Origin of the sequence: Halorussus halophilus, from assembly GCF_008831545.1 — an archaeon.
Classification (GTDB): domain Archaea; phylum Halobacteriota; class Halobacteria; order Halobacteriales; family Haladaptataceae; genus Halorussus; species Halorussus halophilus.
In genome coordinates this window covers 2591150-2605501 of sequence record NZ_CP044523.1, presented here as the reverse complement: position 1 = coordinate 2605501, position 14352 = coordinate 2591150, and the positions used below count along the sequence as shown (strand labels likewise).

Here is a 14352-nt window from a genome sequence, read left to right as displayed (position 1 = left end):
GACTCCCACGCCAGTCAGGCGTCGCCGAAGTCGAACTCGTTCGCGGCGTCTTCGCGTTTCATCTCCGAGACTTTCCGGCGCATCTCCTCGATGTCGTGTTCCACGTCCGAGAGTCGGTCGTCCAGCACCGACAGAATGTCGCTCTTGACTTTCTCGCCGTTGAACCGCTCTTGCATCTGTTCGTCTACGGCCTCGGCGACGACCGTGAAGAACGCCGCCGCGCTGCCGACTGCCCAGACGAACACGCCGAGCAGGGCGACGACGAGACCCGGTGCGGCGGTTCCGAGGACCGTCCCGAAGCCCGCGCCCTCGTACAGCAACTGGTTGACTGCCGCGCCGAGGCCGAGCATCATCCCGACGACGACGAATCCGCCGCCGACGATAGTCGCCACGCCCGCGAGCGCGACGTAGTACACTGCCCACCGAAGCGAACTGCTCGCGTCCATTGACGGGGACACTATGGCGTACCCATATAACTTGCACGCTTTCGTGTCTGCGGAAACACACGATTCGGGGCTGCTCTCCCTCTGGTCGTTTCTCAACCAAATACGCTTTCGAGTAAATATTTCCGGATGCGGACGGTCGGAACATTCTTTATTCGTCTTCTTGTTCTCCTATATGCACACAATGGCTGTACTCTGGCTGGACGAAATCACTGCAGACGACCTCGAACTGGTCGGTGGCAAGGGCGCCTCGCTCGGCGAACTGACGGGCGCGGGCCTGCCGGTCCCTTCGGGGTTCGTCGTCTCTGCGGGCACTTACCGCACGTTCATCGAGGAAACCGGAATCGACGAGGAACTCTTCGAGGCTGTAGACGTGGACACGGAAGATTCCGCCGCGCTCGCGGAGGCCCAGTCGCGCGCGAAGGAACTCATCCTCGAAACCGAGATGCCCGCCGAGATACGGGAGGAGATTCTGACGAGCTACGACAACTTAGACGACGGCGAGGCGTTCGTCGCCGTCCGCTCCTCCGCGACCGCCGAAGACCTGCCCGACGCTAGCTTCGCGGGCCAGCAGGAGACGTTCCTCAACGTCACTGGCCAAGACCTCGTGGACCGCGTCAAGCGGTGCTGGGCATCGCTGTTCACCCAGCGCGCTATCTACTACCGCCAAGAGAAGGGCTTCGACCACTCCGTCGTCAACATCGCAGTCGTCGTCCAGAAGATGGTGGACGCCGAGAAGAGCGGCGTCATGTTCACCAGTCACCCCTCGACCGGCGAACCGCGGATCATCATCGAGTCCGCTTGGGGACTCGGCGAAGCCGTCGTCTCTGGCTCTGTCTCGCCGGACAACTACGTCGTGGACCGCGAGACGGGAACCTTGGACGAGGTGACCATCGCCGACAAGAAGCTCATGATGGAGAAGGACGCCGAGACGGGCGAGACCGTCGAGCGCGAGGTCCCTGACGAGAAGCGCGAACAGCAGGTCCTGAACGAGGCCGACATCGACCGACTCGTGGAGCTCGGCGAACTCGTCGAAGACCACTACGACGCGCCCCAAGACGTGGAGTGGGCCATCGTGGACGGCGAAGTCTACATGCTCCAGTCCCGGCCGATTACGACCATCGACGAGGGCGCGAGCGCCGACTCTCAGGGGACTGCCGAAGCAGAGGGTATCGCCGACGGGAGCGGCGTCGAAACCGCCAGCGGCAGTTCGAGCGCGAACGCGAACGCAGGCGGCGACGCCGGGTCGAACGGCGACGTACTCGTCAACGGACTCGGCGCGAGTCCCGGAATCGCGTCCGGTGCGGCCCGCATCGTCGGCAAACTCGACCAACTCGACAAGGTCAGCGACGGCGACATCATCGTCACCGAGATGACGACGCCCGACATGGTGCCCGCGATGAAGCGCGCCGCGGGTATCGTCACCGACGAGGGCGGCATGACCAGCCACGCCGCCATCGTCTCGCGCGAACTCGGTTGCCCGGCCGTCGTCGGGTGTCAAGACGCGACGACCACGCTCGCGGACGACCAACTCATCAGCCTCGACGGCGACAAAGGAACCATCACGGAGGGCCGCCCCGAGAAAGAAGCCGAACGCGAAGGCGTCGAAGAAGTCCGTCCGCAGTCCCCGGTCAAGCCGATGACCGCAACCGAGGTCAAGGTCAACGTCTCCATCCCGGAAGCCGCAGAACGTGCCGCCGCGACTGGTGCCGACGGCGTCGGCCTGCTCCGGATGGAGCACATGATTCTCTCGACCAACAAGACGCCCGCGAAGTACATCGACGACCACGGCGAGGACGCCTACATCAACGAAATCGTCGAGGGCGTTCGCGGCGTGGCCGACGAGTTCTATCCGCGACCGGTCCGCGTGCGGACGCTCGACGCGCCGACCGACGAGTTCCGCCAGTTGGAGGGCGGCGAGGACGAACCGAGCGAACACAACCCCATGCTCGGCTATCGTGGCATCCGCCGCAGTCTCGACCGGCCGGACGTGTTCAAACACGAACTGGAGGCGTTCAAACGGCTCTACGAGATGGGCTACGACAACGTCGAAATCATGCTCCCGCTGGTCAACGACGCCGAGGACGTGATTCAGGCGCGCAACCTCATGACCGAGGCGGGCATCGATTACGAGAAGCGTAACTGGGGCGTGATGGTCGAGACGCCCGCGAGCGCGCTCTCCATCGAGGAGATGGCCGAGCAGGGTATCGACTTCGCTTCCTTCGGTACGAACGACCTAACCCAGTATACGCTGGCGGTGGACCGAAACAACGGCAACGTCGCAGACCGGTTCGACGAACTTCACCCCGCCGTCTTGGAACTCATCGCCCAGACCATCGAGACCTGCCGCGAGCACGACGTGGCGACGAGCATCTGTGGGCAGGCCGGGTCGAAGCCCCAGATGGTCCAGCACCTCGTCAACGAGGGCGTCAGCTCGATTTCGGCGAACATCGACGCGGTGCGCGACGTCCAGCACGAGGTCAAGCGCGTCGAGCAGAAACTCCTGCTCGACTCGGTGCGCTAAGCGGACCCTTCTCTTTACAATCGCTACTTATCGCCCGAAAGCAGTGGCTACCGCCCCGAAACGACCGATACGATACGGCCTGTTTATGGGCCGAGCCATTGCACTGCGAGCGAATGAACGTCCGAGTCGCTACGCTCGTGGTCCTCGTCGTTCTCGCGCAGGCCGGATGGGCAGGAAGTGCGGCCGCCCCACCTGCGACGACGACAGTGGACGAGACGACCCTCCCGCCCGGCGTCACGGAATCTGGCATCGAAGACGACGAAGCACTCGTGACCGCCCACAGCGAGGCGCTCAACGACACTGGCTTCCGGTTTCGGTTCCTCGCGAACGTCTCGACCGGCGGCGCTCGCCAGACGACTACGCAGTGTGGGACCGTCTCGACGGGATTGACGCCGCTCGTCATCTACTCGGCGAGTGAACGCCGCGTCGGTGGCGAGACCACCGAGTTTGCGACCGACATCTGGGCCAACGAATCGACGACCGTCGTCCGCTACCGCGGGAACAACGAGACGCGACTTCGTATGTACAACCGAACGGGCGAGGACCTCGGTGTCCCGGACGAGACGTGGGCGCACCTCCCTCGCGCTGACCTCGACTCGCAGGTTACACACGCGTGGCTTCTCGAACTCGCGCTGGCCGCTGGCAACTACACCGTCGCCGACGTAGAGCGTCGGGACGGACGGCCCGTCACCGTCCTCCGTGCTACCGACGCAGTCGATCCGAACGTCAGCGAGTTCGACGCGCGCCTCGTCGTCGATTCCCGCGGACGCGTCCGCGAAATCTCGCTGACTGCGCTGTACGACGCCGACGAGGAGTCGAACGCGACCCGAATTCACTACGAGTTCGAAATCGAGGAGTTAGCACCGCTCGACCTCGACCGACCGCCGTGGGTCGGCGCGGCGATTCCGCCTTCTCAGGCTACGAACGCGACGACAGAACTCTCGAATACGACGACCCATGCGCGGAATACGGCGACCACTGCGCCGAACAGGACGACTGAACTGCAGAACGCGACGACTACAGCCGTATCCATGGCGACGAATAGTTCCACGGCGACCTGAACCTCGGCCAACGAACGATTCCTGCAGTCAAGTCTTTATTCCAGTCAACCAGATGAGCAGTCCGAACCAAACGGATTTACGGAAATCTACCGTGGACCGTTTGGGGGTATGACACGAAATGACACGAGATAGCGGAACGTCTCGACGCCAGTTCGTCAAGGCTATCGGGGCGTCCGGAGCGGCGGGTGGTCTGACTGGGTATCTCGACGGCGATACCGTCGGCGAAGTACAGAATCAGGGCGGCACGACGACTGTCCAGTGGGCGGCAGACTCGAACGTGAAGGGGGTCGAGGGAGAACTCCAGCAAGCGTTGCGCGACGTCGGTCTGTCGAACGACATCGAAATTAGCGTCCTCGCTGGTCCGAACGTCACCGACAACCGTCGTGCGCAGTACCAACAGTGGCTCTCTGCCGGTCGGAACAAGCCCGACATCATGATGATGGACAGCGGGTGGACGATTCCGTTCATCGTCCGCGACCAGTTGCTCGACTTGACCGACCGGTTGCCACAGGGGAAAGTCCAGATGCTGCGCAACCAGTATCTACAGCGACTTGCAGCGACGGGCCAGCCACCGGGCGGCAATGCCATCTACGGGGTGCCGTTCTTCCCCGACATCGCGACGATACAGTACCGGAAAGACCTCTTCGAGCAGGCGGGCCACAGTCCACAGCAGAGTTGGGCGACCGAGTCGATGACGTGGCAGCGATTCTCGAACATCGTCTCGGACGTGCAGAGCCAGACGAACACGAACTACGGGTTCACGTTCCAAGCAGACACCTACGAGGGCCTGTCGTGCTGTGACTTCAACGAGTTCATGACGAGTTGGGGCGGCGCGTACTTCGGCAACCCGCAACAGAACCTCTTCGGACCAGTCGGCGACCGACCGATTACACTCGCCCAGAAACCGGTCGTGGACTCCATTCGGATGGTCCGGTCGCTCATCCACGGGCCGGACGCGAACAATACGCTCGACGGCTACCAGCAAATCGCACCGCAGGCGGTGCTTCAGTGGTCCGAAGAGCCGTCACGCAAGCCGTTCACCAGTGGGAACGCAGTCACGCACCGAAACTGGACCTACTCCATCAACATCAACGGCGCAGAGGACGCGTTCGGCCAAGACCTCGGCGTCATGCCGATTCCGTACGCCAAGACCGAACAGCAGGCCCAGATTCCGGCGACGGGTGGTCCGACCTCCGCACTCGGTGGGTGGCTCACGTCCGTCAACCCGAACTCGCAGAACAAGGAAGCCGCCCTCGAAGTCATCACGTCGATGATGAACGAGGAGTTCATGTTCCGACTGTTCGAGCTGTTGGGTTGGGTGCCGCCGAACACGGACCTGCTCCAGCGCCAGCGGGCACAGCAGGTGCCAATCATGGGGCGGTACGTCGAACAGCTCCGGACGGCCGCGAACGCGGCACTGCCGCGACCAGTGACGGTCGTCTGGCCCCAAGAGTCCACGCAGATTGCACAGCAGGTCAACTCGGCGTACAGTCAGGGCGGCAGACCGCAGCAAGCGATGCAGCAGCTTCAGCAGACCATCAAGGCCATCGAGCAACGAGCCTGAGTGCTATTCTTTTCACAGCTGTTGTCGCATCCGCCACGTTCAAGCCAACTCGGCGCAAGCCTGCGAGTATGACCCGCTCTGTATGGCTCAAAGCCGACGACGCAGTCGGCGACTGGGACGACCGTCGGAAACGAATCACTGCTGGGCTGGAAGCAGGCGTCGATTGGGTACTGGTAGACGCAGAAGACGTCGCGCGAGTGCGAGAACTCGGCGACGTGAACGTCGCGGCGTTCTCGAACGGCGACACGCAAGTCATCGACGAAGCCGAAGCCGATGCCGCAGAGGCCGACGCCTACTTCGTCGGCAAAGAGGGCGAGGGCGACGGGACAGTAGACCTCCCGAACGACTTCTCGGGGTCGGCGGACCTCTCGACGCTCCGCCGAACCGACGACCGAGCGGACGGTGCCTACGTCCGCATCTTCGGCCAAGAGTACGAGGCGTTCGCAGAGGCGGCGGCCGACGAAGCAGACTACACCGTCGTCGTCGGCGAAGACTGGACCATCATCCCGCTGGAGAATCTCATCGCTCGCATCGGCGAGGAGACCGACCTCATCGCGGGCGTCACCAGCGCCGAGGAAGCCAAGACCGCCTTCGAGACGCTGGAAATCGGTAGCGACGCTGTACTCCTCGACAGCGACGACCCGGACGAGATTCGAGACACCGTCGATGTCCGCGACGAAGCAGAACGCGAGACGCTCGACTTAGACTGGGCAGAGGTGACGACGGTCGAACGCACCGGGAGCGCCGACCGCGTCTGCGTCGATACCGGCAACCTGCTTGAACACGACGAAGGGATGCTCGTCGGGTCGATGTCCCGCGGTCTGTTCTTCGTCCACGCAGAAACCGCCGAATCGCCGTACGTCGCCTCCCGGCCGTTCCGGGTCAACGCAGGTGCAGTCCACGCCTACGTCCGCACGCCCGACGGCGGCACGAAGTACCTCTCGGAACTGAAATCCGGCGACGAGGTGCAGGTCGTGAACCTGGACGGCACCACCCGCGAAGCGACGGTCGGCCGCGTCAAAATCGAGCAGCGACCGATGTTCCGCGTCGAGGCTGAGACGGACGACGGCGACAGAGTCGAGACGCTACTGCAGAACGCAGAGACAATCAAGGTCCCGACCAGCGAGGGCCGGAAAGCAGTGACTGACTTGCAGGTCGGCGACGAGATTCGACTCTACAGAGAGGAAGGCGCTCGACACTTCGGCGAGAGCGTCGAAGAGAGCATCATCGAGAAGTAGAACAGTCAGCGCAGGCAGCCGTCAGCGCGACAGCAGTCCTTTTTCGGCCGGGTCCGGGTTCTCGTGTTCGGCCAGCGGCGTCGTACACCACTGACAGAAGTCGAGTTCCTCGTCCACTGGCTTGCCACAGGCCGGACAGCGCTCGCCCTCCTGTTCTTCGGTCTGGCCCTGAAGCGCCAGCCAGTAGGCGTCGATGGCGCTGAACACGCGCACGACGAGGATGGGTAACATCGCCTCCATCGGGAGGTTCTGGCTCGTCTGCATCGCGGCGTCCCACGCTGCCTGGACGCCACCTGTCTCGGCGGCGGCCATCGCGGAGTCCGGAATCGGCACGAAGAGGACGACGGCGCTCAGGACGAACCCGAACCACATCAGCGACCGAAGCCACTCCCGCAGGTAGACGTGCCCGAGTCCGGGCAGAAAGAACGCCAGTATCGCGCCCAGCCACGGACGCTTTCCAGATTTCGTATGAGTCACTAGACGGGGATAACTGGCGCTTGCGTTAAAAACTTGCGCCTCCACAACCACCTTTTTTGGCGTCGGGTGCGCTGGGAGCCGAAGGCTCCCGCGCACCGCTCCGCCAAAAAATGTGGATCAAAAAATGGACGCAGAGAAATCGAGACGCATGCGTCTCGATTTCTCGCGTCTTCTGTAGCTTGTGCGGCGACCGCCCAGCACCGCGACAGCCACACCCTCCCCATCCGACTGCGTTACTCGGATTCGGACGACGCGACCACGTAGGTTCGCGTCGTCCGCGCTCCGTTACTCGTCCCTCGCGCGACAGTTGGCGCGACACCCTTCGGGTCGCGCCAGCGCGCGGCGACGGCTCGCACAAACGTTCAAATACCAAGCCGGGACAAACTCGCCCCGGACGTTTCGCGCGGTTGCGAGCAGATAGCTGGTGAGTCAGTCAGCACGGTCGATGACCTCGTCATCCGCCAGTCCGACTACTCCGAAAGGACGGAGCCATCCCGCATCCACGAGCGACGGCTATGGAGAACCGACCTACTCCAGTTGCTCGACGAGCCCTGCCAGCGTTTCGAGGTCGTACTGGCCCGGCGCAGTCGCGTCCTCGGACTCGACTGGCGCGTAGCCGATCTTCGACCCGTACAGCGGCGCGACCGCCCGCGAGTGTCGGCCCGCCTCGCCCATCGCCATCGTCGCCACGCGCTCGCCTGCCCCGTCGAGTTGGTCGGTGACGGTCAACAGGTCCAGCACGTCGCTTCGGTCGTGAGCGGTCACGGCCAACTTCCCTACGTCGCCGCGTCTCGTGGCTAGTTGCAACTTTCCGCGCATCTCCATCGTGGACGGCGTCGTCTCGAAGTCGTGAACCGAGGCGACGATGCTCACGCCGTGGTCGCGGGCGCGCCCGACGACTTCGTCGGCCTCTCCCGAGACGAGACTCCGTAGCTCCACGTCGATTGCCTCCACGGCGGGATGCTCGGCGACCTCGGCCAGCGCGTCGAGTCGTGCGTGGTCGTCTGCGGCCTCCCCGCCTTCCCACGCCGCCCGGTTCGTAGCGAGTATCGGCAACTCACCGTCGTAGCTCTCTACGTCCGACTGCGGGCCCTCGGAGAGGTCCATTCGAAACTCGACTGCATCGGCGTGGTCGCGGGCGCGACGCTCGGCGGCGAGGTCGGTCACGCTCGCCACCAAGACGAACTCCTCGAACTCCATGGCGTGGTCTGTGCCTCCCGCGTGTAAAAGGCTACTCGTTCCCGAATCGCTCGTGGGCGACGAGATATCGGTCGTCCTCGCGCTCGCAGTCTACGACCGAGTACAGTTGGAGTTGTCGCTCTTGTTGGGTCTTCACTGGGAAGTCGTAGTTGTCGGCTTCGTAGCCGAAGTCGCCCGCTCCGTTCTCGCTGTCGGCGACGAACTCCCGATGCTGGGCCAACCGCGACCGATTGACGCTGTCGGCGAACCCCGGAAGTCCCGCCACGCGCTCGTCGAACACGTCCCGGAATTCCCGCGAGAGTTCGTAGCCCACCGAATTGCGGCCCGCGACCATCGCCGCCAGCGAGGTAGTGCCGGTTCCCCAGAAGGGGTCCAGAACGGTGTCGCCGTAGACGGAGTACATGTTGACGAGTCGGTACGGCACCTCGAACGGATACGCCGCCGAGCGTTTTCGAAGGCCGTCGGTGCCCAACTGTTGGCGCTCGCCGCGCACGTCGGTCCAGAGGTCGGAAAACCAGTCGTTGCGCTCCTCCCAGAAGTACGCCGCCTCGTATCGCCGCTCGGCACCGGGTTCGAACGACCGCGACTCACGGCCGTTGCGAAACAACAGGACGTACTCGTGTTCGAGCGTCGCGTATGCGTTCGGCGGCACCATTCCCGACCCCATGAACTTCGTGAGGCTGTTGACGGGCTTGCGCCAGAGGACGTCCGGCAGCAGCGAGAATCCTTCGTCCCGAAACCGGGAGATGAGTTCGGCGTGGTTCGGATACAACTCGAACGTGTCGGCGACGCTTCGGGTCGCGTCGCCGACGTTGACGGCCGCGATGCCACCGGGAACGAGGACGCGCGAGAGTTCGGACCAGACCGGGGCGAGCGCGTCGTGCATCGCCTGGAACGCCGCCTCACCGTCGCCCGCCGAGAGTGCGGATTCGATTTCGGAGTCGAGGTCGGCGAAGAGGTCGTCCCACATCTCTATCATCGGGTACGGAGGCGAGGTGACGACCAACTCGACCGAATCGTCTCCCAACTCAGTCATCTCGCGGGCGTCGCCGACGTGAATCCGGTGTTCCGTTTCCATTCCGCTTGCTGATTGTCTCACGTTGGCGACAAAACTCTCTTTCGGTTCGCGTACTGTCTCCCGCGTAAAATACCGAACGCGCTTACACTTCGGCGCGACTTACGCCATCGCAGGCGCTTCTTCGGCTTCCAGCAACTCGTGGTAGCGGTTGCGGATGGTGACTTCGCTGATGTCGGCCACGTCGCTGACCTCTGCCTGCGTGGTCTTCTCGTTGGTCAAGAGTGCGGCGGCGTAGACGGCCGCTGCGGCGAGTCCGACCGGCGACTTGCCGCTGTGGACGCCCTGCTCTTTGGCGGTCTTGAGCAGTTCGCGGGCGCGGTGTTCGGCCTCGTCGGAGAGGTCGAGTCCCGACGCGAATCGCGGCACGTAGCTCTCGGGGTCGGCGGGCTTGACTTCGAGGTTCAGTTCCCGGACGACGTAGCGGTACGTGCGGGCGACTTCGCTCTTCTCGACGCGTGAGACGTCGCCGATTTCGTCCAGACTGCGCGGGACGCCCGCCTGTCGAGCGGCGGCGTAGACACAGGATGTCGAGACGCCCTCGATGGAGCGGCCCGGAAGCAGGTCCTCGTCCAGTGCGCGCCGATAGATGACCGACGCCGTCTCCCGGACGTTGTCCGGCAGGCCGAGCGCGCTGGCCATGCGGTCGATTTCGCCGAGTGCCTGCTTGAGGTTGCGCTCCTTGCTGTCTCGCGTGCGGAACCGTTCGTTCCACTTGCGCAGGCGCTGCATCTTCTCGCGCTGGCGCGACCCGAGCGAGTTGCCGTAGGCGTCCTTGTCGCGCCAGTCGATGTTGGTCGAGAGACCCTTGTCGTGCATCGTGTTCGTCGTCGGGGCACCGACGCGGGACTTCTCGTTCTTCTCTTTGGCGTCGAACGCGCGCCACTCCGGCCCGCGGTCTACGTTGTCTTCCTCGACGACGAGGCCGCACTCTTCGCAGACGGTTTCACCGTGTTCGCCGTCGTTGATGAGTCTCCCCGTGCATTCGGGACAGGTGGTCCCGTCGTCGGTCTTTTCTTCTTCTACCGCTTCTTCTGACTGTCGAGTTCGAATGTGTGTGTTCGTCATCGCTTACACCTCGTGGATTACGAGAGGGCGTGAGCTAACCGGGCAGGGAAAGCCTGAAAAACCCGGACTCAGTTCTTAACATCCAGTTACTCCGAAACATATTTAAATTTTCCGGAATCGAGCCCCGCGATTCACGAGAATGCGTACCACACTGCTCGCAACCGCCGGTCTCGGTTTCCGGTGGGAAAAATTTAAATTGGATAATATCAGGTTGTACGACGCACGTCGGACGATTTATTCGGGTCGCTCGCCGATGGGTAGTCGATGGCCGACCTGCCACGCATCGTCTCGTTGGCTCCGAGTGCGACCGAAACAGTGCGCGCTCTCGACGCGACCGACCGCCTCGTGGGCGTCACGAATCACTGTGAGGACTTCGAACGCGGGAGAAGCGCCGAGCGTGCCCCCACGCGCGTCGGCGGGTGGCTCAATCCCGACTACGACGCCGTAGCCGAACTGAACCCCGACCTCGTGTTGACTGCCGACGACCTCCAGACCGAGGTGACGAATAAACTCCGCGGGCGTGGTTACCGCGTCGTTCAGTTTTCACCCACGACACTCGGCGAGGTAGTCGAATCGTTTGCCGAGATAGGCCGAACCGTCGGCGACCCCAAAGCGGGCCACGACCTCGCGTGGCGTGCGCGGAGTAGACTCCACCGCGTCCGGTCGCTGGTCGCGCCGTACGACCGACCAGTGGTCTACTGCGAGGAGTGGCCAGACCCACCGATGGCAGCGGGCAACTGGGTTCCACAAGCAGTCGAAGTCGCTGGAGGGAGTCATCCCTTCGTTGAACCGGGCGAGCGGTCCCACGAAGTCTCGACAGAGGAAATCGAATCGGCCGCCCCCGAACACGTCGTCTGTCACTACTGTGGCCGTGGCGACAGCGCGGACCCTGAATCGGTCGTGGAACGCAATTTGGACGTTCCGGCCGTCGAGCGGGGGAACGTCCACGTGCTTCACGACTCGCTATTGAACCAACCGAGTCCGCGACTCCTCGACGGCGTCGAAAGACTTGCCGTGAGTCTTCATCCGGAAATCGCCAGACAGTAACTCACAAGTCGCCCGACCATCTCTCTCAGTGTATGCGAGTCGGTGTCGGCAGTACGAATCCCGTCAAGCGACGTGCCACCGAGTCCGCACTCTCGTCGATTCCCGAACTCACCGTGGAGTCTGTCGCCGTCGAGTCCGGCGTCTCAGAACAGCCCTTCGGCGAGCGCGAGACGGTCGAAGGTGCGGTGAATCGTGCCCAGAACGTCCTCGACGCGGGTGAGTTTACGCTCGGCGTCGGACTGGAGGGCGGCGTCGCCGAAATCGAAGGAGCGGACGGTCTCTTCCTTATCATGTGGGCCGCCGCGACCGATGGCGACCAGATTGGCCGGGGCGCGGGTCCGAGACTCCGCTTACCAGACAACATCGCCGACAGAATTCGAGGCGGCGAGGAACTCGGCCCGGTGATGAACGACGCACTCGGGACCGACGACGTGCCGGAAACGCGCGGAGCGGCGGGCGTCCTGACGAACGGCATCATCGACCGCGAAGACGGTCTACGCTCTGCGCTGGCCGGTGCTCTCGGGCCGTTCGTGACTGGATTCTACAGATAACGTAACCACCGAAAAACAGGACGCTTAGTCGTCGGTCGGTTCCGCGTCCACTCGCGCCTCTTTGCTCTCCTCCACTGCGGTCGTCAACGAGACGTTGAGTACGAACATCGAGACGACGCCGCCGACCAGCGTCACGATGTTCTTGACCGCGTGGTCGAGGATGGCCGCGCCGATGGCGACGGCCGCGGAAATCGGCGTCAGTCCGACGACGAAGATGGTGAACGCGCCTTCGTACAGGCCGACGCCGCCGGGTGACAGCGGCAACACTTTCGCGAGGTTCCCGACGCTGACCGCGAAGAACGTGACCGCGACGAGGGACACGAGCGGCATCGACACGTCGAACGCGAGCAACACGAGCAGGGCCGTCACCACGTCGAGCGTCCAGATGGCGAGACTGCTCGCACCGACTGTGAGGAAGGCGCTGCGATTCCCTGCAACGGTCTGCACGTCGCTGGTAAACCGCTCGATGACGCCCGCTACGTAGTCGGCGTACGAGTCGTTGCTCAACTTCGAAACGACCGCGCGCACGTAGTTGCGGTCCGAGCGGGCGCTGACGACGATGACCGCCGCGGCGAGTATAGCCGCGACGCCGACGCCGCCCGCGACGTACACTGCCATCTGGCCACTCGCACCCACGCCGCCACCCGACGGGTCCGAACCCAGCACTGTCGATTGCAGGCCGGACAGCGAGGTCATGCCAGTCAGGGCGAGTCCGATGAGGACGACGCCCGCCAGCACGGTGATGGTGAGCAGGTCGAAGACGCGCTCGACTGCCAGCGAGGCGAAGCCCGTCGGATACGGTATCGACCGGCGGGCCTTCACGACGTAGGCGCGCACGGCGTCGCCAGCGCGCGCCGGAAACACGAGGTTCCCGGTCTGGCTGACGAAGATAGCCCCCGTCAGGAAGTCAGTGTCTTCCGTGTAGCCGAGTTCTTCGAGGATGTCCCTGTAGCGGGCACCGCGAAGCGGCCACGAGAGGACGTAGACGAGCGCGGCGACACCGACGAGCATCGGGTCGGCGTTGCTCATCTGGGTCAATACCTGGTCCATCGGGAGGTACTCGCCCATCAACAGCACCGCGACGAGGGTGAGGAAGACGCCCGCGGCGATAGACACGTTGCGGGTGATACGCGGTTGTACTGAAAACTCCCACCAACAGCGCATAATCTGGCTCCCCATGCCGAACACGTCACGGACCAAATCGACTTTCGTGTCGCCCTTCGGTTCCCACTCGACGGCGAACTCTTTGATGTCGTAGCCCCGTCGCTGCGCGCGAACGAGGACTTCGGTGTCCCAGAACCAGTGTTCGTCTTCCACGTCGTCGAGCACGTCGAACAGCGCGTCTCGGTCGAACGCCTTGAACCCACACTGGTGGTCTTTCAGGTCCGAAGAGAGGAAGAGTCGAGTCAGTCCGTTGAAGCCGCGACTGGCGAAGTCGCGCTTCGCCGGGCGGTCGGCGACGTTTCCGGGCATCCAGCGCGAACCAGTGGCGAACTGATACTCGCCAGACCGAATGGCCTCGACCAACTCTTCTAAGTGTTTCATGTCCGTCGCAAGGTCCGTGTCGAAGTACACCAACGTCTCGCCGTCTGCGGCGCGGAACGCGTGGTTGAGTGCGCCGCCACGACCGAGGCGCTCGTCACTGTGGAAGTGACGAACGCGCTCGTCTTCGGCTTCCATTCTGTCGGCGATTTCGGGCGTTCTGTCGTCACACCCGTCTTCGGCGACGAGGACTTCGTACGTGCCTGCGGGGAGGAACGAATCTAGCGTGGTGAGTGTCGTCTCGACCGTGTTCTCGATAGTCGCCTCTTCGTTGTAGGCCGGGAGGACGACGCTCACTTCGACGGCACGACCGCTCATTGTTTGATGGACATCGTTGCCGCCTAAGTAGCTTCTGCCTCGTTCTGAACCGGTCACATGACTAAGTTCAGCCTGTTCCGACACGTCGGCTGAAACGCTCTGTAGCGTCGAATCTCGGTTTTCCGGTCTGCGCGTTTCGACTCCGTGGCGTACAGTTTCGTCCTCGCGTCCGACCGTTGTGCTGCCGTTTCGAACGAAACGGTTCGTGTAAGCTATCGTTATGCCGTGTCCATCGTGAACATCT

General features: G+C 63.4%; 12 protein-coding genes. 6 read left to right on the top strand and 6 right to left on the bottom strand.

From position 1 onward, the window contains the following. Window positions 1-14 precede the first annotated feature (14 nt). A complete protein-coding gene (locus F7R90_RS13010; protein ID WP_158057850.1) occupies window positions 15-446 on the bottom strand; it encodes a hypothetical protein in 432 nt (143 codons plus the stop codon). A 181-nt stretch (window positions 447-627) separates the two neighbouring features. Between F7R90_RS13010 and ppsA the strand changes: the two genes are divergently transcribed. The 4 genes from ppsA (at window position 628) to F7R90_RS12990 (ending at window position 6830) form a co-directional block, all read left to right on the top strand. Beyond that, a complete protein-coding gene (gene ppsA / locus F7R90_RS13005) occupies window positions 628-2967 on the top strand; it encodes a phosphoenolpyruvate synthase (protein WP_158057849.1) in 2340 nt (779 codons plus the stop codon). Between the two features lie 113 nt (window positions 2968-3080). Next, complete coding sequence (locus F7R90_RS13000) at window positions 3081-4028, top strand: hypothetical protein (protein WP_158057848.1); 948 nt, start codon at window positions 3081-3083, stop codon at window positions 4026-4028. A 118-nt stretch (window positions 4029-4146) separates the two neighbouring features. Then, window positions 4147-5592, top strand: coding sequence for an extracellular solute-binding protein (locus tag F7R90_RS12995; RefSeq protein WP_158057847.1), 1446 nt, complete (start codon window positions 4147-4149; stop codon window positions 5590-5592). Window positions 5593-5660: 68 nt separating this feature from the next. Further along, complete coding sequence (locus F7R90_RS12990) at window positions 5661-6830, top strand: 3-dehydroquinate synthase II (protein ID WP_158057846.1); 1170 nt, start codon at window positions 5661-5663, stop codon at window positions 6828-6830. A 21-nt stretch (window positions 6831-6851) separates the two neighbouring features. Here the strand turns inward: F7R90_RS12990 and F7R90_RS12985 are convergent, their stop codons facing one another. The 4 genes from F7R90_RS12985 to F7R90_RS12970 form a co-directional block, all read right to left on the bottom strand. Further along, complete coding sequence (locus tag F7R90_RS12985) at window positions 6852-7307, bottom strand: zinc ribbon domain-containing protein (protein ID WP_158057845.1); 456 nt, start codon at window positions 7305-7307, stop codon at window positions 6852-6854. A gap of 528 nt (window positions 7308-7835) precedes the next feature. Then, entirely contained in the window at window positions 7836-8507 is a 672-nt protein-coding gene (locus F7R90_RS12980) for a type I 3-dehydroquinate dehydratase (protein WP_158057844.1), read from the bottom strand. Between the two features lie 31 nt (window positions 8508-8538). Then, entirely contained in the window at window positions 8539-9585 is a 1047-nt protein-coding gene (locus F7R90_RS12975) for a DNA-methyltransferase (RefSeq protein ID WP_158057843.1), read from the bottom strand. 99 nt (window positions 9586-9684) lie between these two features. Beyond that, the gene (locus F7R90_RS12970; RefSeq protein WP_158057842.1) at window positions 9685-10650 is read right to left on the bottom strand and encodes a transcription initiation factor IIB; all 966 of its coding nucleotides are present in this window, start codon (window positions 10648-10650) and stop codon (window positions 9685-9687) included. A gap of 264 nt (window positions 10651-10914) precedes the next feature. Here F7R90_RS12970 and F7R90_RS12965 point away from each other — a divergent pair, with 264 nt between their 5' ends. Together F7R90_RS12965 and yjjX are read left to right on the top strand one after the other, a co-directional pair. Further along, window positions 10915-11697, top strand: a complete 783-nt coding sequence (locus F7R90_RS12965; RefSeq protein ID WP_158057841.1) for a cobalamin-binding protein — start codon at window positions 10915-10917, stop codon at window positions 11695-11697. 32 nt (window positions 11698-11729) lie between these two features. Then, a complete protein-coding gene (gene yjjX / locus F7R90_RS12960; protein WP_158057840.1) occupies window positions 11730-12248 on the top strand; it encodes an inosine/xanthosine triphosphatase in 519 nt (172 codons plus the stop codon). 24 nt (window positions 12249-12272) lie between these two features. On the opposite strand, the gene F7R90_RS12955 is transcribed toward yjjX, so the two are convergent. Further along, window positions 12273-14108 (bottom strand): flippase-like domain-containing protein, encoded by a 1836-nt coding sequence (locus F7R90_RS12955; RefSeq protein ID WP_158057839.1) that lies wholly within the window; start codon window positions 14106-14108, stop codon window positions 12273-12275. Between the last annotated feature and the right edge of the window lie 244 nt (window positions 14109-14352).